The organism is Bacillus cereus group sp. MYBKT14-1 (genome assembly GCF_051915185.1).
Lineage (GTDB): Bacteria > Bacillota > Bacilli > Bacillales > Bacillaceae_G > Bacillus_A > Bacillus_A cereus.
This window is the reverse complement of sequence record NZ_JBQAEF010000001.1, coordinates 559,081-581,500: the sequence shown is the minus strand read 5'-3', so window position 1 is coordinate 581,500 and position 22,420 is coordinate 559,081. Positions and strand designations below refer to the sequence as shown.

Genomic DNA, 22,420 nt, shown 5'->3' with positions numbered 1-22,420 from the left:
ATTTCTATCAATATAAAAACCCCCTCTTCACTTTGAAGAGGGGGACATAATCGTTCCTCCTCTTATTATGCAAAACATTCGTTTTGCAGGTATTAGCACCGTTTCAAACATTTCGTTTGAAGGTTGCCGGGTTTCACAGGGCCTTTCCCTCCACCGCTCTCAATAAGAGTTATCTTTATTATTTTATTTATGTAGCTAAAAGGAAATGCGTTCCCCTTTTAACAATGTTTGTTAATTTTTTAATAAATTTAGCATGCACAAAAGTAAAAGTCAATGACACTTGCGGAAAAATAAAAATTATTTAAAATAAAGTTGCAATTCAGTTATATTTTATTGTAAAGTTAAAAACATAATAAAAATTTCATACGAACATTCTTATCTAGAGAGGTAGAGGGACTGGCCCTGTGACGCCTCAGCAACCATTAACATTTTGTTAATAAGGTGCTAATTCCAGCAAATTGTGAAAGATTTGACAGATGAGAAGAAGACTCTATTCAAACCGAAAGCCTTCTTCTTAGAAGGCTTTTTTTATTTTATATTCACTTAATGTTTCAATTTAAAAAGGAGGAATTTTCACATGTCAACAATCGAAACAAAACTAGCACAAATCGGAAATCGCAGTGAAACTACAACCGGAACGGTTAATCCACCAGTTTATTTCTCAACCGCTTATCGTCACGAAGGAATTGGTAAATCTACTGGCTTTGACTATTCACGAACTGGCAATCCAACTCGCGGTCTTTTAGAACAGGCGATCGCAGACTTAGAATATGGCGAACAAGGTTATGCCTGTAGTTCAGGGATGGCGGCTGTTCTCCTCGTCCTTTCTCTATTCCGCTCTGGAGACGAACTTATTGTATCTGAAGATTTATACGGGGGAACGTATCGATTATTTTCTGAGCATGAAAAAAAGTGGAATATTCGATGTAGATACGTAAATACACAGTCTATTAAACAAATTGAGCAAGCTATCACAACTGAAACGAAGGCTATTTTCATAGAAACTCCAACTAATCCATTAATGCAAGTTACTGATATCGCTGCTGTCGCAACTGTAGCGAAAAGGAACGGACTACTTCTTATTGTAGACAACACTTTCTACACACCTTATATACAGCAACCATTAACAGAAGGTGCTGACATTGTACTTCATAGCGCAACGAAATATTTAGGGGGACATAACGATGTACTAAGCGGGCTTGTCGTTGCAAAAGGAAAGGAACTTTGCGAGGAAATCGCTCATTATCATAATGCATCAGGTGCAGTTTTAAGCCCATTTGACTCATGGTTATTAATTCGCGGTATGAAAACGTTAGCGCTTCGCATGAGGCAACATGAAGAAAATGCGAAAGCAGTTGTTGCGTATTTAAATGATGAAGACGGGGTGACAGATGTATTTTATCCAGGAAGAGGCGGCATGATCTCATTCCGCCTTAAAGATGAAGCTTGGATTAATCCATTCTTACAATCTTTATCCTTAATTACATTTGCCGAAAGTCTTGGTGGTGTAGAAAGTTTAATGACTTATCCAGCAACGCAAACACATGCTGATATTCCTGAAGAAATTAGAACAGCAAACGGCGTATGCAATCGTCTTCTTCGATTCTCCGTTGGCATTGAAAATAGTAACGATTTAATTCAAGACTTAAAGCAAGCCATTAAACTCGTAAAAGAAGGTGTAAGAATATGAGCTATTCTATAGATACACTCTTACTACACAACCAATATAAACATGACCCGCAAACAGGCGCTGTGAACGTTCCTATTTATAACACATCAACTTTTCACCAGTTTGATGTAGATACGTTCGGAAAATATGACTATAGCAGGTCAGGAAATCCAACTCGTGAAGCTCTTGAAGATATCATTGCTTTATTAGAAGGCGGAACAAAAGGATTCGCCTTTGCATCAGGCATTGCAGCGATTTCCACTGCATTCCTCCTTCTTTCACAAGGTGATCACGTACTCATTTCAGAAGATGTGTACGGAGGCACTTACCGAGTGATAACTGAGGTACTCTCCCGTTACGGTGTTTCACATACATTTGTTGATATGACCAATTTAGAAGAAATAAAACAAAACATTAAACCAAATACAAAGCTCTTTTATGTAGAAACACCTTCTAACCCACTTTTAAAAGTGACAGATATTCGCGAGGTTTCTAAACTCGCAAAATCTATTGGGGCTCTTACTTTTGTTGATAATACATTTTTGACACCACTATTCCAAAAACCACTTGAACTTGGAGCTGATGTCGTTCTTCATAGTGCTACAAAATTTATTGCTGGTCATAGTGATGTTACTGCCGGATTAGCAGTAGTAAAAGATTCAGAACTCGCTCAAAAGCTTGGATTTTTACAAAATGCATTCGGTGCTATTTTAGGACCTCAAGATTGTTCTCTCGTACTTCGCGGTCTAAAAACATTGCATGTACGCCTCGAACATTCAGCTAAAAATGCCAATAAAATCGCACATTATTTACAAGAGCACTCTAAAGTTAAAAATGTCTATTATCCGGGATTACAAACTCATCTCGGATTTGATATTCAACAATCTCAAGCAACATCAGCTGGAGCGGTCTTATCGTTTACTTTGCAGTCAGAAGATGCACTCCGCAAATTTTTATCAAAAGTAAAATTGCCTGTTTTTGCAGTTAGTTTAGGAGCTGTAGAGTCAATTCTTTCTTATCCAGCAAAAATGTCACATGCAGTACTGTCGCAAGAAGCTCGTGATAAAAGAGGAATCTCTAATTCATTACTTCGGTTATCAGTCGGTCTTGAAAATGTTAACGATTTAATATCCGATTTTGAAAATGCCCTTTCTTATGTAGAAGAACCTGTAAATGCATAGAGAAAAAGAAGATATGAGATTAGGTTTTCATATCTTCTTTTTATGCGGTTTAGCTATATTCATTTGAATTTCTTCTTTTCTTATAGTCCATAAAAAATAAAAGTATATCATCTATTTCTAAATAATGGATTAATTGATATATTAAGAAATAAAAAGGGGTGAAAATAATGGATACTTGTGCAGATATTTTAATCGTTATCGATTTACAAAATGGCGTATGTTATAGCGAGGAGCATTTATTTGATTTACAGAACTTACTAAAAAAAGTAAATAAAAGAATTTCTTCATATAGAAAATTAAATAAACCAATCCTTTTTGTTCAACATTGTGATGATGATTTAGTACCCGAGAAAGAACTTTGGGCTATTCATACCGATCTTGATGTTCAAGAACAAGATTTTTTTGTAAGAAAAACACATGCTAATTCATTTTATAAAACAAACTTAAAAGAAATTTTAGATCAATTATCTGTAAATCGCATTGAATTTTGCGGTGCCCAAACAGAGTACTGTATGGATGCTACGATTAAGTTTGCCCACGGACTGGGATACGAAAACTTTATGATACAGAAAACAACCTCTACGTTGAATAATCCTTTTATGTCCGCAAAAGAGACAATTGATTTTTATGAGAACATATGGAATCACAGATTTTTAACGTTGCTAAAAGATGAATTTTAGAATAAATGACTAATGACTTGATCATCCTAAGATTTATCAGCCGTAATCAAATATTTCATTATCACCATAAAGAAGCGAATGACATTCAGCTTCTTTTCTTTTAACCTGTTTTATATTCTATATATATCATTATAATTCCTTTGTCATATTATTTTAAAAATTTCGTATATTCATTTGAAAGAATAAGAAAATCATGATAAAATTGTGTTACAAATATATCTATATCTTTCAATTTTTAAAACGCATCGAAATTTTCACCCAAAAATGTCATTTTACAAAAACATGCTAATTTACCTATTTTATTTACATCCGGGTCTCTTTTCTTACAATTTCTTTACTTTAGGACTTTTTTTCTGCAACAACTATTTTCTTTTCTTTAAATTTTTGGTATGTATAGTATGGTATAATAGCTCACACGGAGGTGGAAAAGAACATGTTAGAAACCTTTCAAAAAGAATTAGAACTATATGAAAGTAATGCAGAATTATTAAAAGTGCTAGCTCATCCTGTTCGTTTATGTATCGTAAAAGGATTAATCGAGCGCGGTCCAAGCAACGTTTCTACAATGTATACTGGCTTAAACATGCCACAATCTACAATTTCACAGCATTTAGCAAAATTAAAAAGCGCTAAAATCGTTTCTAGTGAAAGAAAAGGATTGGAAATTTATTACAAAGTAGAGAATGAAACAATCATTCAACTCGTTCGCGTATTATTAGGTTAGGGACTAATAATCGCAGAAAAAGAACGTATTCTATATTTTTTATCTCATATCTTTAATATAAATATATATCATGAGAGGAAATATATAATACTACATAAGTCGTATTAAAAAACAAGACACAGTATATACTGTGTCTTGTTTTTTATATTGTTACATACCGATCCAAATGTAAATGTTGCATATCTTTTGTATGTATAACAACATCAAACGAACTCCCTACTCCTCCATTTAAAATCATAGAACGAACTGCTCGATTTTGTTTTTGCGTTTCAGAAAAAGGATTCGTATCTTGATGGCTCGTAAGCTGTTCTAATATCCCTGCAGCTAACAAGAACTCAGATTGTTTCTTATGCCATACTGCACTCATTCCTTGCATACTAAACATCTCCTTTAGCTCGTCCCAATGAACATGAGTAGTAAGATCCATTTCACCTGGATGCGCTAGTGGGTTACGCATTAGCTTATGCTGATAATATCCTCGCAAACTTCCTTCGCGGTGTGCTGGATGCATCCATTCTTCTTTTGTGTATCCGTAATCAACTGTAATACATATACCTTTTTGAAACCATTTCGAAATTTCTTTTATATACTCCTCCATAACAATTGGTACTTCAAAACGTTGCCCTTCAGCAATATGAATATTATATTTCAATAAATAGCGACCAATTCTTTTATTTAACGGCCTACATACTTCTGAAAGGTTTCCTTCCTCTGTATATGTAATACGTACTTCATACAATATACCATTTCTTTTCTCAATTACTTCAACAGGAAATGCATCAAACAACTCATTCGAAAAAAGAATTCCCTCGAAAGAATCTCCCATTTCACTATAGGAGGTATAGTACGATACATTAGAAAATGAGCCAAGTTTCTCCTGCTGTAATTTCCTATGAAAAGGGCTCACTTCAATCATTGAATAGTTTAAATTAATAAAGGTGTTTGGAGATAATTGCTTCCATTCTTGTAAAACATCATAGGCAAACTTCCCTGTTCCCCCACCAACCTCACAAATATTCGAAGCAACTTCACCATTTTCAACAAGACGAATAAAAAGTTTAGCAAAAGTTTTTGCAAAAACAGAGGATACATTGCTACTTGTAAAAAAATCCCCTTGTCTTCCAATCTTTTCACGTTCTTTCATATAATATCCATGACCCTCCGTATACAATACAAGGTTCATATACGTACTATATGAAATTGAATAATCCTTTTCTTTCCCCATCCATTCTCTTAAAATGAGCTCCATTCCCATAATGACTCCTTATTGTAAAAACGGATTATTTTCTTTTTCAAAGCCAATGCTTGTTTCTGGACCATGTCCACATAATACCGCTGTTTCATCTGGTAATACAAATAATTTCTCTTCAATACTTCCAATTAATTCAGCAAAACTTCCACCAGGCAAATCTGTTCTTCCAATGCTCATTTGGAACAATACATCTCCTGAGAATACAGCATTCGCTTCTTTACTATAATAAGAAATACTTCCTGGAGAATGTCCTGGTGTCTCAAAAATTTCAAAATTAAATGATCCAATTGTTAATGTACCTTCTGCATCAATAATATGATCCGCTGGTTTTGCTGTAATACTGCGGTTCATCATAAAAATTTGAGAGCCGTTTACAGTTGCATCTCCTAACCAATCTGCTTCTTCTTTATGTACGTACACAGGAATATGAAAAGCGTCTCTTACGGCATCAACAGCACCGATATGATCAAAGTGAGCATGTGTTAATAAAACAGCCAATGGTTTTAATTGTTCTTCTTGTAAATATGTAACGAGCTTTTCACCTTCATGACCAGGGTCAAAGATAATGCACTCTTTTTGATCGTTCATTAAAATATAAGCATTTGTTTGTAATGGGCCTAACGGCATTTGTATCCATTTCATATGAAAATCTCCTCCAGTTGTTAAACTTACTTTTAATGATACAACATTTCTTTCTCTGAGGAAAAGAAAGGATGCTATCTCGACAATCATTTTTAAAACATGTACAATATAAAAGAGTAAATATTCCAAAAACTCATAATAAGAAATGGGTAGACAGAGGAGGATATTGTATGGGCCTTGTTATTATTTTTACACTTGTCACTCTGTTAGCTGTATTTGCTACGCTTAGAACACTTCGTGAAAAAAACTTTTTCGCGAGCGGCTTTGCAATTGCAACTGTACTCGTTTTCGGATGGTTTACGATCATGACTGTTCTATATAACGGGTATCCACCAGCAGCTTAATTCGTTTACACTTTATTCTTCATCGAGATTTTACACAAAAAGAGGAAGGGTTCCCCCTTCCTCTTTTCATATTTCACAACTTATATCATCTTCGCTTCGTATTTGTGCTTTTTTACAAGCCAAGCTCCTCCGATAACACCTGCATCATTACCAAGTGTTGCAATAGCTAACTTCGTGCTCTTTACAGCACGTGAGAAAGCGTATTGCTCGAAATAGCGTTGAATTGGTTCTAATAGCGCATCTCCAGCTTTAGACACGCCTCCACCAATAACAATTTTCTCTGGGTTCAATGTACTAGAAAGGTTCGCTACAGCTAATCCTAAATAAGAAGCTACTTTTTCTACTACTTCACCTGCTAATTCATCACCTTGTCCAAGTGCTTCAAAGACATCTTTTGATGTAATACGTCCTTCTTCAGCTAACATAGAACGCAACATGCTCTCTTTATTAGTCTCTTGTATTTTTTGCATAGCAACACGTACAATACCTGTCGCAGATGCTACTGTTTCTAAGCAACCAGACTTCCCGCAATTACATGGGAAAGCATTTTCTGTAACGACTGTAATATGTCCAATCTCACCAGCAGCACCACTCACGCCGTGTACAATCTCACCATTGGCGATTACACCACCACCAACGCCCGTACCAAGTGTCATACAGATTAAATCTTTTGCACCTTCACCAGCACCTTTCCACATTTCACCAAGCGCTGCTAAGTTTGCATCATTATCAATAACAACAGGTAATCCTGTTTCTACTTCTAATAAATCTTTTAGCGGATAGTTTTTCCATCCTAAATTAACCGCTTCATAAATCATTCCAGACGCCACATGTACAGGACCAGGAGCTCCCATACCAATACCAATTAATTTGCTCTTCAATTCGCCTAATTCTTCTAGCTTTTTATCAATTGCTTTCGCAACATCAAGTGTAATATGTTTTCCTTGCTCACCTGTATTCGTAGGGATTTCCCACTTATGTAAAATTTCACCGTATACATTAATAAATGCTAATTTAATCGTTGTACCACCAAGGTCAACACCAACTAACCATTTCTCTTCCATGTTGCTTACCTACCTTTATCTAATTCTTATTTAGCTCTTTTTGAATTTCTTGCTTCAATAAAAATAAAGCTGTTTGATAGTCTTGTGGATCGATTAGCTGTGATTGATTTAATTCACGCAATTCATCTTGCATTAATTGTAAATCTGCAATTCGATCTCCCGTATAAATAATCGTACCAAATTTCTTTAGCAATTGCTGAATATCATAAATAGATACCATTTCATCACCCTCTATGCTCACTTACTATAAAAAATTATAATAAGAAAACGTTCACATATTTTATTATAATCAAGAAGAAAAAGTCTCGTCAATTTTTATTTGTCTATACAAGCTTATTTATAAGCAGTGTTCCTTTTTCTGTAATAATTTTTTCTATGTTTTTATCAAATGGCTCTACTGGAATGTGTTTTACCATTTGAAAATCATACGCTAATGACAGCGTTTTCCCTTTATAATGCACGAGATAACGATCATAATAGCCACCGCCGTACCCAATTCGCTCTCCTCGTTCTGTATAAGCTACGCCTGGGACAATTTGAAGATCAATTTCATCCATATTCACTTCTTCCGTAAGCCCGGGAATCGGTTCACGTAAATTCATATACACCGTTTCTAATTGATCAAAATTATTAATTTGCCGGAAGGACATCGTTCTAGTTCCTTTATTACACTTAGGAACTACAACTTTCTTTCCTTCTTCCCAAGCTTTTTCGATAATAGGATATGTATTCACTTCATTTTCCATTGAAAGAGTAATTCCAATTGTTTTAGCTTCAACCCACTCTTTTTGCGCATACAACGAAAATGCAATCTGTTCTGATAAAGTTGTATACTGTTCTTCTGATAAAGAATTCATGTGTTCTATTATTTGTTTACGTAAACGTACTTTCTCTGCTTTCACACATTCTCCCCCTTACAGTGACACTTTACTCTATGCTGATAGTGTATCACTTTTAACATAGGAATCGAATAAAAAAAGAAACAGTAGGAAAATATTCCTACTGCTTACTTTGTTTCACGGTGTAACGTAGACTTCTTGTCACGCTTGCAATACTTTTTAAGCTCGATACGCTCAGCGTTGTTACGTTTATTTTTCTTTGAGATATAGTTACGATCTCCGCATTCTGTACATGCTAGAGTAATATTCACACGCATTCTTATTTCCCTCCAGTACTAATAACTTAAATCAGACTATACTATAATACCACTTTTAAAATAAAAATTCTACACCTTTTGATATTGTCTAATTTTTTCTATAAGATTTTTCATATTTTCCCTTGCTATTACTGGGTTTCTAGCATGTGAATACACCAAAAATTTTGGTTGTTTTGTGTCAGAAACGATATAAGACCACTCTTTTTCAGTATATTTGAACTGTACTCCTTCAAATATACCTTCTCCCTTCCTTTCTATATCATCCAATAATTTCCTCATAATTTCCCCTTTTTCATTCCATGAACATACCACTTCATCATAAAGTAAATAGAGCGGAGGTGATTGCTCTACTATGCTGAGAAACGTTTTTCCTTGCAATGCTATTAGCTCGAATAATTTTCCAATCCGATATAAAATATCTCGCTTCCACCTTACTTGAAACGACTTTCTTTCATCCTGCGTATAAAATAGAAGATAACATTCTCCTAACTTCAAAGACATTGGGTAAATATTTCTTGTCGATTCGAGTAAGAAATCTGGAATATCTACCTCTTCCAAATCTGTACCTTGGTAAATATTACTATGTTTATCGTATAACTCGAAATGATTTCCTTGCTCAGAAAACATAAGAGCCATATTCGCTTTACTTGATTTCATCAAAGCTTTCACATGATCTTTTTGTTCGCTTGCATAAATCCATGTAACTGTACAACCAAGTCTTTGCAGAAAGAGCATGAGTAAATGTTGCAACGTATCATTTCTCTTATTAATAAGAAGATGAAACTTCTGCATCTGTATTTTCTCGATATCAATATGCTCCAATATAACTTCTATATACTCATTCATAGAAACATGAACGAGCTTATTACGCCCCATTTCTTTCTCATGCACGTAATAAAACAATTCGGACATATATACTTGTTCTATCTCTTTTTGCTGCTTATACGTTAACGGCATGCCAGCTTGACCGTATAACTTTATAACAATCTCATTCTCATTCTCCACTTGAATGAAAACACCACCTGCACATTGCAACTGGTGAACACTATATTGAAAAAGTGACTCGTTCATTTCTTTACATTCCATCGTATGAATCCCTATACCATGAATAGCATGTAAAAATAAATTTTTATAAGAGGTTGTTTCTATATTTTCTTGACTTCCAATTAATATACTTTCTCCTTTTTTAAAAAGAGAACCATACGCCATCGCAATCTTCACGATAAACTGCGGAGTAATTTCAACATTCCCTCTTCCTACAATGCGGCTTTTTTGTAACCACCCTGCACTCATTTCACTTTCTTGAATACCAGCCGCTCCTACTATCGAATGACTATCAATCGCCTTATAAGGCCATAGTTTTCCTTTTTGCTTAATTACCGTACTTCTTCCGATGTGACAGTGATCCGCTACAACACTTTTTTGAAACAGTGTAACATCATCTTCAACTATTGTACGCTCTCCTATTGTCGTTTCTAATAGTTCACAATACTTCCCAATGTGGGTATTTGCAAAAACAATACTTTTTTGAAGATGAGAATAATTTGAAACGATACTATTTTTCCCAATAATAGAATATGGCTCAATTACAGCTCCTGTACCAATCTTTGCTCCTTCTCCAATAAAAGAGGGGCCATGAATTTTCGTCCCTTTACCAATCGTCACCCCTTCTCCCATCCATACCATCGGTAATACTTCTGTATAAGGAATAGGTACTTGTAACTTTTTCGTTAACAAATCAAATTGTGCTTGTCGATATTGATTAAATGTGCCGATATCTAACCAATAACCTTCTGACAAATATGCGAATAACACATTTTTTTTTGCCAATAACGGAAACACATCATGACTGAAATCAAAAAATTGCCTAGGCGGTATGTAAGAAAAGATTTCTGGCTCCATAATATATATGCCTGTATTCACAACATTAGATACTACCTCATTCCAGCCCGGCTTTTCTATATATCGTGTAACCTCCTGGTCTTTATTCATTACAACCAATCCAAATGAGAGTGGATTTTCTACTTCTTTCACAAACATTGTTACCATTCTTTTCTTTTGTTCATGAAACCTAATTCCTTCTGATAATTGAAAGTCAGTTAATGCATCCCCGCTTATCACAACAAATGTTTCATCTAAAAATTGTTCTGCTTGTTTAATACTCCCTGCTGTACCAAGCGGAGGAGAGTCTTCAAAATAATACAAGTTAACTCCCCATTTACTACCGTCACCAAAATATTGCTTAATGGTCGTACTCATATATTGAACAGTAATTGCAATTTCACGAATACCATGCTGGCGTAATAACTCAATATTATATTCTAAAACTGGTTTTTCTAATAATGGTAACATCGGCTTTGGAGTATTACATGTTAATGGTCTAAGGCGCCTTCCTTTTCCTCCAGCTAAAATAACCCCCTTCATATACTTCAGCCTCCACTTATATAATGTTCAGTAACTCCATATACCATATGTATATTCCCTATCCCACATGAACTAGCAGCATAAACTTGATTAGTTAAACACATCCTCATTTAGAAGACTATATAATTAAATTTCTAACCTATAAAAACGTACATTTCAAACAACAAGAAAGCGCTTACTATAAATTGGTAAATAATACTTATTAACGACAAACATATATACTAATTTTTCCATTACATTATGATACATCTTATCATCATAAACTAAAGGAAACAACGAGCTTTTTTTGTCATGTTTTGACTAAAAAAAGCAGGTGATTTCTCATCACCTGCTTTTTTTCCTACTCATTCAATAAATAATGCTTTCCTTTTACTAAATAAAAGACATTTTCGGCAATATTTGTAATATGATCTGCTACACGCTCAATATATCTCGCGACAAATGATAATTGTGTAATTTGCGTAATTGCTTCTGGTTGTTCCGGAACTGAAGATATAAACTCACGAATTGCTTTTCCATATATTTCATCAACGGAATCATCCATTTCAGCAATTTGTTTCGCAAAAGTTAAATTTTCTTGTTCATATGCTTCTAACGCTAAATGCAACATCTCATTTGCAACCGCAAACATTTCATCTAGGTTGTGCAAACTAACAGCCACTTCTTTTTCCCCAACACGAATTGTAGCCTTTGCAATATTAACAGCATGATCTGCAATGCGCTCTAAATCTGTCGCTGTTTTAATTGAAATAAAAATCCTTCTTAAGTCACTTGCTACAGGTTGCTGCTTCGTAATGAGCATAAGCGCAAGATCGTTTATTTCCTCTTCTAAATTATCCATGCGGTAATCACCATCAATGACCTCTAACGCTTTCTCTACATCCCTTGTATGCAGACCTTCCATAGCAATCAATAAAGCCGCATTTGCTAATTCTCCAAGCTCAATCACCTTTTGCTGTAACGCTTTTAAATCACCTTGAAACTGTTCTCTTACCATTTTTCTTCCCCCTCAATATTATGTGCCATTATATAAAAGTGAAACTTTAATCAACCCTCATCAATCGGGATTTGATAGGCAGCAAGATCCCCTCCCTAACTTCTTTGCTTTCGCTAAATTTTAAGGTGGGGGTCTTACTGCCCGCAAATAGCGGGGTAAATCTCCTACATAGCCTCTTACGCTTGTAATAAACCTTAAGATAAGGAGAAGTATTACTTCTTTATTAACAGTAAAATAAAATAAGAAATGCCCTCTCTTAAGAGGGCATTTGCTCTTAGCTTTGAAACGATATCAACCAAAGCGACCTGTAATATAATCTTCTGTACGCTTATCTGAAGGAGTCGTAAATAATTTGTTTGTATCTGTATACTCCACAACTTCCCCGCTTAAGAAGAAAGCTGTTTTGTCTGAAATACGCGCTGCTTGTTGCATATTATGCGTTACGATAACAATACTAAAATCTCTCTTTAGCTCTTGAATTAATTCTTCTACTTTCAATGTTGAAATTGGGTCTAATGCCGATGTTGGCTCATCCATTAAAATAACGTCTGGCTCAATAGCTAAGCAGCGTGCGATGCATAGACGCTGTTGCTGTCCACCAGATAAACCGTATGCATTATCGTGCAAACGATCTTTTAACTCATCCCAAATCGCTGCTCCACGTAAACTTTTTTCAACAATTTCATCTAATGTCTTTTTGTCACGAATACCATGGATTTTTGGACCGTATGTTACATTCTCATAAATAGATTTTGGAAATGGATTTGGCTTTTGGAACACCATTCCTACATGCGTTCTTAATTCTTCAACTGGATATGATTTATCAAATATATTGCGTTCTCTATACTCAATTACACCTGTAGTTCGAACGATCGGTACTAACTCTACCATGCGATTTAATGTTTTTAAGTAAGTTGATTTACCACAGCCACTTGGACCGATAATGGCTGTAACTTCATTCTCATGAATACTTAAATTAATATCTTTTAAAGCATGGTCTTCCCCGTACCATAAATTTAAGTTTTTCGTATCAAATACTACCTTCTTTGGCGCAGTCTCGATTTTCTCTTCGTTTTTCACCTGTACATTTACTACTGTTGCTACCATTTGAATTCCCCTTTCATCCACTTCCAACTTATTTTCGATTTCGTAACCATAAAACAAATATATTGATAAATAGCAACAAACCTAACAAAACAATCATCCCAGCTGCTGCTACATACTGAAATTCTTCTTGTGGCCTACTCATCCAATTAAAAATTTGAATTGGTAGAACTGTAAATCTATCAAACATACTAAATGGAACATAATTTGCAAACGCAAGTGCCCCAATAACTAATAGTGGTGCAGCCTCTCCAATTGCTCTTGATATCGCTAACGTACAGCCCGTTATAATCCCTGGGAAAGCATATGGCAATACAATTTGATACATCGTTTGCCACTTCGTAGCACCTAATCCGTAAGAACCCTCTAATAAAACACTTGGTACTGATCGAATTGCTTCTTGACTCGCCACAACAACTGTTGGTAAAACGAGTAGACTCATCGTCAATGCTGCTGCAACTATACTCTCTCCTAAATGAAGAGCATATACAAAAATAGTTAAACCAAGCAATCCAAATACAACGGATGGTACTCCTGCTAACGTTTGATTATTAATCTCTATTATTTTTTTAAATAGAGATTCCTTCGCATATTGCTCTAAATAAAGTGCTGTTCCAACTCCAAATATAAAAGAAACAGGTATAACAATACTCATAAATAATATTGTCCCTGACAAAGCTGCAGCAATACCAGCTTCTTTCGGATTACGTGAAGCGAAATTTGTAAAGAAATCTATTGAAAGATAACTTATACCTTTTTCAACAATTTGAAACAGTAACAAAAACAAAATTACGATTGAAAATAAAATTGCTATATAAAATAACAATTTGTAAATTCGATCTTTTAAAAAGCGTGATGCCATATTTTTTTGTATTTTTTTATGATTCAACATTCGCATATTATGTCATCCTCCTAAAACGGCGCATAATTGACTGCGAAATGATGTTCATAATAAAGGTAAACAAAAATAACGTTGCGCCTACAGCATACATGCTGTAATACGTAATCGTTCCATGCGGAGCATCACCTAAACTTACTTGCACAATATAGGCTGTTAACGTTTGAATAGAATGTGTCGGATCAAGCGATACATTTGGTGTGGATCCTGCTGCAATTACAACAATCATCGTTTCACCAATCGCACGAGAAGCTGCTAATATAATTGCTGCCATAATCCCTGTAAAAGCGGACGGAAACACCACTTGTTTTACCATTTCAAACCGCGTCGCTCCGAGTGCTAATGAAGCTTCTTTCGTCCCTTTCGCCACAGCTCTCATCGCATCTTCAGATAGAGATGCAATTGTAGGCATCATCATAAATCCGATAACGATTCCTGGACTAATCGCGTTAAAAAACTGTAAATCTGGTATAATCCTTTGTAAAAGCGGTGTAATAACTGTTAATGCAAAAAAACCATATACAATTGTCGGGATACCTGCTAATAGCTCTAACATCGGCTTTAATATTTTCCGTGCACTATTTGAAGCATATTCGCTTAAAAATACGGCACACGCTAAACCGATAGGAATTGCTACAAACATAGCAATTGCTGTTACAAGGAACGTTCCACATATAAGTGGTAATATACCGAATTTAGGGTCTTCAAAAAATGGTAACCATTCTTTCTCCATCAAAAAGGAGTATAATGATATTTTTTGAAAAAACATGATTGTTTCATTAGAGAGCGTAAAAACAATGCCAAGTGTCGTCACAATAGAAACGCTAGCAATTATTTTTAGTAATAAAGGCACTATTCGATTGATTCGCTGCGTTTTTTTTCTTTGTTTTGTATTTCTTTCAATCAAATGTTGTACAGAAAATGTAATTTGACTTTTGTCATTATGAGCCAAAGATGAAAACCCCTTTCCACCCTGACATTACCTTTTTATTTCTGTTAACATACGCAGCTGTTCATTGTATTTTTCTTTTCTTAATTTTACATACCCGACCTCTTCAGCGAGGTTACCAACATGCTGAATCATAAACTCAACATAGTTTGCTACATTCATTTTATTTCGGATAGATGCATTATTCACATAAGTAAGTAGCGGCCTAGATAACGGCTTATACTTACCTGATTGAATGGTCTCTTTCGTCGGAAATACACCATTTACTTTTATTGCTTTCACCTTATCTCGATTAGCCATATAATAAGCATATCCTACAAAAGCAATGGCATGTTTATCATTCATTACCCCTTGCATAATAACTTGATCATCTTCAGACAAAGAGACTTTTTTTACAATGCGATGATTTTGTAAGATGACATTTTGAAAATAATCATACGTACCAGAGTCTACGCCTGGTGCATAAAACTTCACTTGTTCACGTGGCCATGTTGAATGAATTTGTGACCATCGCTTCTCTCTTCCATCTTCACTCCAAAGTAGTCGTAACTCGTCTACTGACATATCGTCTACCCATGTATTATGGCGATTCACAACAATCGTAAGACCGTCGTTAGCAACCTCAAAAGATGTGAACTGAATAGAGTTTTTCTTCATTTCATTTTTCTCGACTTGTTTCATTACTCTCGAAGCATTATTTATATCTACTTCTCCTTTACTGAAACGATTAAATCCTCCCCCAGTTCCAGAAATACTGATGGAAATTTTCACGTCTGGATGCACCTTTGTATATTCCTCCGCTACTGCTTCTATAATAGGAAAAACCGTTGAGGATCCATCAACTCTCACTTCTCCCGTATCATTTAAAGCAAATGCAGTAGACATTTCAAAACAGAGGAACCATATTGATAATACGAAAACTTTAATCGGTGTACGCATCCATTTCACGTGTTCTTCCTCCTAGAAGTAACCGGAAATAACAGGATTACAGATATAAGAATACTGCTAAACTATTAATTCGGTTTTAATTGTTTGTAAAAGTTTTGTAAAGTTCCACATAAATCAACATACGGTACAATTTTAATTCAGTAGTAGCTATTCATTTCCTCTGATGATTTCCCTATAAAATATTTATCCCCTATCCCAACATATACAAATATCATTTATACGGCCGCGTTTTTTTCAATGTTGTATACTTGTCCACATTTATTACACGATATGCATAAACCATAAAAAAAAGCACACTATCTTTTCAGATAGTGTGCTTTTTTACAACTTTTTTATTCATCATCTTGCTCTTTATTTTTATTGTCTTTATCATCTTTTGGAGCTTCACCATTTACTTCTTTGTTTTTCAAATCAAAGTAAGCGTCCATAATTTCACGACCAATATATCCATTAATACCAGTCTTATCATCATGTACCCACGGAACGACAACAGAGAATGCTACTTCTGGATCTTCAAGTGGCGCATAACCTACTAATGTTAAGTTATATGTTTCCACACGTTCACCGTTTGCCTTTCTACCAATCTCTTTATCTCCGCCATACACAGTTTGCGCGGTACCTGTCTTCCCTGCCGCTTTATATTTTGCACCTGTAAAGTATTTTGTAGCTGTACCACCTGAATCATTATAAACTTGTCTAAATCCTTCTTGAACACGCTTAATTTGCGATTCTGGCATATCAACACGATTTAATACTTTCGGTTCCATAGATTGAACAACTTTCCCAACTTCATCCGGTTTCACTGCCGGTTGACGAATTTCTTTTACAACTTGTGGTTGCATACGATATCCGCCATTGGCAATCGTCGAAATATATTGCGCTAATTGAAGTGGTGTATACGTATCATACTGTCCAATTGATAAATCTAGTAAGAAACCTGGTTGACTACTTCTACCCATCTGACCAGCAGATTCATTCGGTAAATCAATTCCTGTTTTTACACCAAGTCCAAACTGTCCGAAATAATAACGCATCGTATCAAATGCTTTTTGAGGTATATCTAACGTACCACCTCTCACATACTGAACACCGGCGATATTCATCGCTGTTTTAAACATATAAACGTTAGAAGACATTTTTAAAGCTGTCAGGTCATTAATGTATCCCATCGTTTTCCAAGACGACTTCGTAGGTGTACCTTTTAATTTAATTGGTTCATCCAATTGTACTGCCCCTGGTTGAATCGCACCAGTTTGATATCCTGTAAGTACTGTTGCACCTTTTACAGTTGATCCCATCGGATAAGAACTTGTCATGGTACCTAATGCAAAGTCATTTACTTTCGTTTGGCCATCTTCGTTAACTAATTGTTTCCCCGCCATAGATAAAACTTCACCATTTTTTGGGTTCATCATTACAACGAATGCGCGATCTAAAAGAGGTTCGCTTCCTTTAAACCTCATTAAATTCTTCGCAAGAATATCTTCCACGCGCTTTTGTAATTCCATATCAATTGTTAAGTTCAAGTCATTACCGCTTTGTCCTTTTGATACATTAATCGTTTCTAAAATATTACCGTTTTTATCTGTAACATTTCTAACTTCTGCTTTCGTACCATGCAGACTATCTTCATACTGTTGTTCAAGATAACTTTTTCCTACTCGGTCATTTCGATTATAATCACGAACAAGATAGTAATCTAGTCTTTCTCTCGGTAAGCCTTCATCAGATGTCGACACCCCACCTAGTACACTTCGGAATAAATCATCGTACGTATATTTTCGCTCCCAATCAACATTCGTATCTACACCTGGTAATGCTGCTAGGTTTTCACTAATAATCGAATATTCCTTTTCTGTAGCATCCTTTTTAATAACTTGAGGTGTCATTGCATATCCGCCATCCATCTTACTCTTAATCGCTAGTATTTCTAGATCTTTTGCGGATAATTGATTAACCTCTTCTTCTGTTACACGACTTCGCTGACGCTCGTCTAATTCTTTATCATCAATTTTTTTATCTTTAAACTCTTGACGATCTTTATTCGTAATTTTTTCTTTAGCTTCCTCTTTATGCATAGCAAGCCAATAATCCTTTTTATCGCGATCCGTTAATTTATCTGTCGGTACTTCAATCAAATCTGCTAGCTTTTTCGCTGTTTCTAAGCGATCTTCTGCAGTTGATCCTTTCATTTTTGTAAATGTAATAGTACGAATGGCTACATTATCTACTACAGCTCGCCCATAACGGTCAAATATTTTCCCACGCGGTACAGGATTACTTATCGTTGAGTTTTCTTTCTTCTCCACTTCATTCTTATATTCTTCACCACGAACAATTTGTACATATCCGAGCCTTACAATAACCGCGGAGAACATTAAAAACACGCAGAAAAACAGCACGTTTAACCGAAAAGGAACGTGGGTCTTTTTCTTATTTTGCTTCTGTTTCTTGCTCATACAAACCCCCTCTACCAACAGCTATGTAATGTGAAAGGGACACCTTCATACAGGTGTCCTCACTGCTGTCTTACATCTTTTTCTATTCTAGCATAAAACAAACGAGAAGTTAACCTTCTGGTTCAGTTTGGTTTTGCGCGTTCCCTTGCGTTACAACACTTGCTTTACTCGCATTTCCCTCATCATATTTGACATTTTTAACTGCAAAATAAATAAGAAAATGTCCAGCACCTAAAATACATAATAAGTAAGGTAAACTTTTTTCAGGTGGAAAGAATAGTACAGCACATAAAAAACTTAAAATGGAACAGATTCTTCCGGCGTTTAACCACAGCTCCCGAACAACGACATATTCCACACGCCATTCTCTCGCATTTTTCGCTCTACCAATTACGTCATATGTCATTGATCCGTACGGAACAAGTAAAATAGGATATGCAATTGCAATACATGCCGCATAAATAAGTAATTTCGTGTATGTAACATTGAAAATAACTAAAAAGACGACAGCATATAAAATAATGCCTCCAAGTAAAATTGCTTTTTTTCGCCACTCCTTCTTTAACATACGAGCAACTAAGTAATAACATACAAAGGATACAGCAGAGTTCACTAAACTGTATTTCCCTAATGCAAACTCACTATTAGTTGCTAAATAAACATATACTGAAATGACAAAAATAAATGTTCCTTCTCTCAATCCTTGGAAAAAATGAGCTCGTGTAATCTTTCCCCAATTTTTATCAATCCGTCGTTCTTTCAATACTTGCACGATTTCATAACGCCCTTCACATTCTCTTTTAGATAAAAAGAAGCTTAAGACGACAGCAATTGCAAATAGAACTAATGAAAGAAAGAATATAACAGTATAGCCACTCCATTTCTCCATACGTGAAATTGTGTATCCTGCTGCTATTGGTCCAATCATTCCAGAGAAGGATGTAAGAAGTCCAAGAAACCCATTAAAGAAATCTCTTGTTTCTGGTTCTGTAATTTCAAATGTCAATAAGTTAAAAGCCAACCAGTAAAAACCGTATCCTACTCCTAAAAGAGCCCCCATTAATAAAATATACTGAGAAGCACTTTTCCCTGCTACTAAGACAACAATAAAAAAAATTGCGAGCGTCCCTACTCCTATTCGTAATAAAATCGAGCGATCGATACGTTTCGCTAATTTTCCCCCTACAAGAAATGTGAGAGGCTGTAATACCACGCTGGCTAAATTATACAAGCCAAGATTCACATAATTTTGTGTTTGTTTCCATAAATAAATATTTACAAACGTATTCGATAAAGAAATTGCGAGCGTGTATAAACCTCCTATAAGGAGCAATAACACTAAATCCCGATTCACTTCAACGTCACCAATTATATGTTTCCATTTCATACACAACTCTCCTTTACTTCATGTTCTAGTCTTCCAAAGACAAGCCCAATTATGTAAAAGGAAAGCATAGAAAAAAGCTAGGAGCTCTCCCCTAGCTTTTTCTATATTTATTACGATTATTTTGCTTCTTGGTAACGTTTTTCAGCAGCGTTCCAATCTACAACGTTCCAGAATGCGCCGATGTAGTCTGGACGACGGTTTTGGTAGTTTAAGTAGTAAGCATGCTCCCAAACATCTAAACCGATAACTGGAGTTTTACCTTCAGTTAAAGGAGAATCTTGGTTTGGAGTGCTTGTTACTTCTAACTCACCATTGTTTACTACTAACCAAGCCCAACCAGAACCGAAGCGAGTTGCGCCAGCTTTTGCGAATTCTTCTTTGAATGCATCGAAGCTACCGAATTTTGCTTCAATTGCAGTTGCAAGTTCACCTACAGGTTGTCCTCCGCCGTTTGGAGATAGGATTGTCCAGAAGAATGTATGGTTAGCATGTCCGCCACCATTGTTACGTACTGCTGTACGGATTGCTTCTGGTACTTCGTTTAAGTTTGCAACTAATTCTTCTACGCTTTTGTCAGCTAATTCTGCATGACCTTCTAAAGCAGCGTTTAAGTTTGTAATGTACGTGTTGTGATGTTTTGTATGATGGATGTTCATTGTTTCTTTGTCAAAGTGAGGCTCTAAAGCATCATACGCATAAGGTAAATTTGGTAATTCGTGTTTTGCCATTGTTATATTCCTCCCAGTTTATGTATTGCCACTTAAGTGACATACAACTTCATTCTACCCTAATTGCCATAGGGTGCAAACAAATAAATCACATTGTCTTGCTATCATTAAAGTAGCAAAATTCCCACTTCTTTTCAATTAAAATGCTCATATATTCCGTAAAAAAAGCTTCCTTCTACAAGGAAGCTTCCTGCTAACATAATAAACATGCGAAATGGATATGGACCCTGTAGGACTCGAACCTACGACCGGACGGTTATGAGCCGTCTGCTCTAACCAGCTGAGCTAAGGGTCCACAATTATGTATGTAACAACATATCAAATAGAGGAATTCCTATCGGATATGCTCTTTAAGAAATGTAAGATAAATTTACCATATAGAAAAGAAAAGTGTCAATTGTATTTTTCTTATTTAAAAGAAGAAAGTTAATAAAAGAAATTTAGTTATCTCCACTATATGTAAATATAATATATCTTGAGATTCTCTAGATTCCTACGTTACAATGATTTTATACATACATAAAGGAAGTGAATCTATGTCCATATTTACCCAATTCGTAAAAAGCATATACTCGCCTAAAGATATGGCGCTATTCCGTTTTCAAAAAATCGGTAAAACCATTTTGTATATTATGCTACTTTGCTTAATTACTACTATTCCAAGAACTTTTTTGTACGGTAGTTTTATCCAGGATGGTGTTGGCATGGTAAATCAAGTCATCGATAAAGATTTACCTGATTTTAAAATCGAAAATGGCGAACTAAAAGCCGATATTGATCAACCTATTGAAAAAGAAGAAGGAAATACACTTTTCGTATTTGATCCAAATTCAACAGACCTAGAAAAATATCAAAATAAAACCGGTTTATTTGTTTTAAAAGATAAAGTAGTCTCTATGGGAAATGGTCAAACACAAACGTATTCTTATAACGATTTGTTAGGTGCATCTCTTGAGAAAAAAGATCTACAAGAATTTATTTCTTTATTCGATAATATTTATCCAATTTTATTATTTGTTATTGGATTCTTAGTGTACCTATTCCAATTATTCATAACTTTTGTAGGCGTGACTTTACTTGCGTTCATCGGTTCTGCTATGAGCGGTCAACGTAAACTATCCTATAAACAAGTTTGGACACTAACTGCATACAGCTACACGATCCCAACCATTTTCTTCATGATTATGGATTTATTCAAAATCGTCGTACCTGGAGCAACGTTCATTTATATCGCTGTTGTTTTAATCGTTCTATACTTAACGATTAAAGAGGTACCCAAACCGAAAGAAAAATAAAAAATGCCTAAATAGGCATTTTTTTTTTGGACAAGCATATATTCCTAGCAAAGGAGTGAAGAATATGAAGAGATTAGGTATATTCCTATTCGTGCTTGTTCTCGGTTATATATTTTATTACGATATAAAAATCGGTACTTTACCGATGTTAAGTTCATATAAAAAAACAACTGCTGCTCAAACAATTAAAAAAGAAAACACAGACAGTCAACAAAATAAAGCGAACAAAACAGAAAAAGAAACGGATGTATCTTATAAAACAATTGAAGTAAAAACTGGTGAGACAGTTCTTTCTATTACAGAACAAATTAACAAGAAAAAAATTCCTTCCATAGAAAAAGTCATTGACGACTTTAAACAATTAAACAAAAGTACATCTGCTACAAAAATACAAATTGGAAAGTCTTATAAATTCCCGTTATATCAATAAGCTATCACTTAATCCTTGTCAATTACATAAAGGCGCTGATACAATAGTAAAAGTGAAACCGAGTACTTCGGTTTCTATAGCCCTATATC

The 22,420-nt window shown here is 35.2% G+C and carries 22 protein-coding genes, 1 tRNA gene and 2 riboswitches; of the genes, 7 read left to right on the top strand and 16 right to left on the bottom strand.

Going from position 1 to position 22,420, the window contains the following annotated elements:
• Window positions 1-59: 59 nt before the first annotated feature.
• A riboswitch (SAM riboswitch) is annotated at window positions 60-169 on the bottom strand.
• 203 nt (window positions 170-372) lie between these two features.
• A riboswitch (SAM riboswitch) is annotated at window positions 373-483 on the top strand.
• A gap of 94 nt (window positions 484-577) precedes the next feature.
• The 4 genes from metI (at window position 578) to ACTFO4_RS03110 (ending at window position 4,254) form a co-directional block, all read left to right on the top strand.
• Window positions 578-1,690: a cystathionine gamma-synthase/O-acetylhomoserine thiolyase gene (gene metI, locus ACTFO4_RS03125; protein WP_017673550.1), complete on the top strand. Its 1,113-nt coding sequence runs from the start codon at window positions 578-580 to the stop codon at window positions 1,688-1,690.
• Window positions 1,687-2,850, top strand: a complete 1,164-nt coding sequence (gene metC / locus ACTFO4_RS03120) for a cystathionine beta-lyase (protein ID WP_440013158.1) — start codon at window positions 1,687-1,689, stop codon at window positions 2,848-2,850. Before metI ends, metC begins: the two co-directional genes overlap by 4 nt.
• 167 nt (window positions 2,851-3,017) lie before the next feature.
• Window positions 3,018-3,530: a cysteine hydrolase family protein gene (locus ACTFO4_RS03115; RefSeq protein ID WP_103622325.1), complete on the top strand. Its 513-nt coding sequence runs from the start codon at window positions 3,018-3,020 to the stop codon at window positions 3,528-3,530.
• Between the two features lie 433 nt (window positions 3,531-3,963).
• Window positions 3,964-4,254, top strand: a complete 291-nt coding sequence (locus tag ACTFO4_RS03110; protein ID WP_000894377.1) for an ArsR/SmtB family transcription factor — start codon at window positions 3,964-3,966, stop codon at window positions 4,252-4,254.
• A 142-nt stretch (window positions 4,255-4,396) separates the two neighbouring features.
• Here the strand turns inward: ACTFO4_RS03110 and ACTFO4_RS03105 are convergent, their stop codons facing one another.
• Window positions 4,397-5,509: a class I SAM-dependent methyltransferase gene (locus ACTFO4_RS03105; RefSeq protein ID WP_000525150.1), complete on the bottom strand. Its 1,113-nt coding sequence runs from the start codon at window positions 5,507-5,509 to the stop codon at window positions 4,397-4,399.
• 9 nt (window positions 5,510-5,518) lie between these two features.
• The gene (locus ACTFO4_RS03100; protein ID WP_000871225.1) at window positions 5,519-6,148 is read right to left on the bottom strand and encodes an MBL fold metallo-hydrolase; all 630 of its coding nucleotides are present in this window, start codon (window positions 6,146-6,148) and stop codon (window positions 5,519-5,521) included.
• A gap of 170 nt (window positions 6,149-6,318) precedes the next feature.
• Between ACTFO4_RS03100 and ACTFO4_RS03095 the strand changes: the two genes are divergently transcribed.
• On the top strand, window positions 6,319-6,492 hold the full coding sequence (locus ACTFO4_RS03095; RefSeq protein WP_000524852.1) for a DUF2759 domain-containing protein: 174 nt from the start codon (window positions 6,319-6,321) through the stop codon (window positions 6,490-6,492).
• Window positions 6,493-6,572: 80 nt separating this feature from the next.
• Here ACTFO4_RS03095 and glcK read toward each other — a convergent pair whose 3' ends face one another.
• The 14 genes from glcK to ACTFO4_RS03025 form a co-directional block, all read right to left on the bottom strand.
• Window positions 6,573-7,556, bottom strand: a complete 984-nt coding sequence (gene glcK / locus ACTFO4_RS03090) for a glucokinase (RefSeq protein ID WP_000391701.1) — start codon at window positions 7,554-7,556, stop codon at window positions 6,573-6,575.
• Between the two features lie 19 nt (window positions 7,557-7,575).
• Window positions 7,576-7,776, bottom strand: a complete 201-nt coding sequence (locus ACTFO4_RS03085; protein WP_000253699.1) for a YqgQ family protein — start codon at window positions 7,774-7,776, stop codon at window positions 7,576-7,578.
• Between the two features lie 103 nt (window positions 7,777-7,879).
• Window positions 7,880-8,458, bottom strand: coding sequence for a 5-formyltetrahydrofolate cyclo-ligase (locus ACTFO4_RS03080; RefSeq protein WP_000642750.1), 579 nt, complete (start codon window positions 8,456-8,458; stop codon window positions 7,880-7,882).
• Window positions 8,459-8,562: 104 nt separating this feature from the next.
• On the bottom strand, window positions 8,563-8,712 hold the full coding sequence (gene rpmG, locus ACTFO4_RS03075; RefSeq protein ID WP_001265616.1) for a 50S ribosomal protein L33: 150 nt from the start codon (window positions 8,710-8,712) through the stop codon (window positions 8,563-8,565).
• A 69-nt stretch (window positions 8,713-8,781) separates the two neighbouring features.
• The gene (locus ACTFO4_RS03070) at window positions 8,782-11,136 is read right to left on the bottom strand and encodes a sugar phosphate nucleotidyltransferase (RefSeq protein ID WP_438882088.1); all 2,355 of its coding nucleotides are present in this window, start codon (window positions 11,134-11,136) and stop codon (window positions 8,782-8,784) included.
• A gap of 340 nt (window positions 11,137-11,476) precedes the next feature.
• On the bottom strand, window positions 11,477-12,133 hold the full coding sequence (phoU, locus tag ACTFO4_RS03065) for a phosphate signaling complex protein PhoU (RefSeq protein ID WP_440013161.1): 657 nt from the start codon (window positions 12,131-12,133) through the stop codon (window positions 11,477-11,479).
• A 291-nt stretch (window positions 12,134-12,424) separates the two neighbouring features.
• Window positions 12,425-13,240 (bottom strand): phosphate ABC transporter ATP-binding protein, encoded by an 816-nt coding sequence (gene pstB / locus ACTFO4_RS03060; protein WP_000226687.1) that lies wholly within the window; start codon window positions 13,238-13,240, stop codon window positions 12,425-12,427.
• 28 nt (window positions 13,241-13,268) lie between these two features.
• Entirely contained in the window at window positions 13,269-14,135 is an 867-nt protein-coding gene (gene pstA / locus ACTFO4_RS03055; RefSeq protein WP_001242557.1) for a phosphate ABC transporter permease PstA, read from the bottom strand.
• Between the two features lies 1 nt (window position 14,136).
• Entirely contained in the window at window positions 14,137-15,087 is a 951-nt protein-coding gene (pstC, locus tag ACTFO4_RS03050; protein ID WP_098771409.1) for a phosphate ABC transporter permease subunit PstC, read from the bottom strand.
• A gap of 27 nt (window positions 15,088-15,114) precedes the next feature.
• A complete protein-coding gene (locus ACTFO4_RS03045) occupies window positions 15,115-16,032 on the bottom strand; it encodes a PstS family phosphate ABC transporter substrate-binding protein (RefSeq protein WP_000871831.1) in 918 nt (305 codons plus the stop codon).
• 332 nt (window positions 16,033-16,364) lie between these two features.
• Window positions 16,365-18,491: a peptidoglycan D,D-transpeptidase FtsI family protein gene (locus tag ACTFO4_RS03040; protein ID WP_017673544.1), complete on the bottom strand. Its 2,127-nt coding sequence runs from the start codon at window positions 18,489-18,491 to the stop codon at window positions 16,365-16,367.
• A 109-nt stretch (window positions 18,492-18,600) separates the two neighbouring features.
• Window positions 18,601-19,878: an MFS transporter gene (locus tag ACTFO4_RS03035; protein WP_000871384.1), complete on the bottom strand. Its 1,278-nt coding sequence runs from the start codon at window positions 19,876-19,878 to the stop codon at window positions 18,601-18,603.
• A gap of 116 nt (window positions 19,879-19,994) precedes the next feature.
• Complete coding sequence (sodA, locus tag ACTFO4_RS03030) at window positions 19,995-20,606, bottom strand: superoxide dismutase [Mn] (RefSeq protein ID WP_001052031.1); 612 nt, start codon at window positions 20,604-20,606, stop codon at window positions 19,995-19,997.
• Window positions 20,607-20,827: 221 nt separating this feature from the next.
• Window positions 20,828-20,901: transfer RNA gene (locus ACTFO4_RS03025), tRNA-Ile, on the bottom strand.
• Between the two features lie 241 nt (window positions 20,902-21,142).
• On the opposite strand from ACTFO4_RS03025, the gene yqgB reads away from it, so the two are divergent.
• On the top strand, window positions 21,143-21,901 hold the full coding sequence (gene yqgB / locus ACTFO4_RS03020) for a protein YqgB (protein WP_000021898.1): 759 nt from the start codon (window positions 21,143-21,145) through the stop codon (window positions 21,899-21,901).
• Window positions 21,902-21,965: 64 nt separating this feature from the next.
• Entirely contained in the window at window positions 21,966-22,331 is a 366-nt protein-coding gene (yqfZ, locus tag ACTFO4_RS03015; RefSeq protein WP_000825414.1) for a protein YqfZ, read from the top strand.
• Window positions 22,332-22,420: the final 89 nt, after the last annotated feature.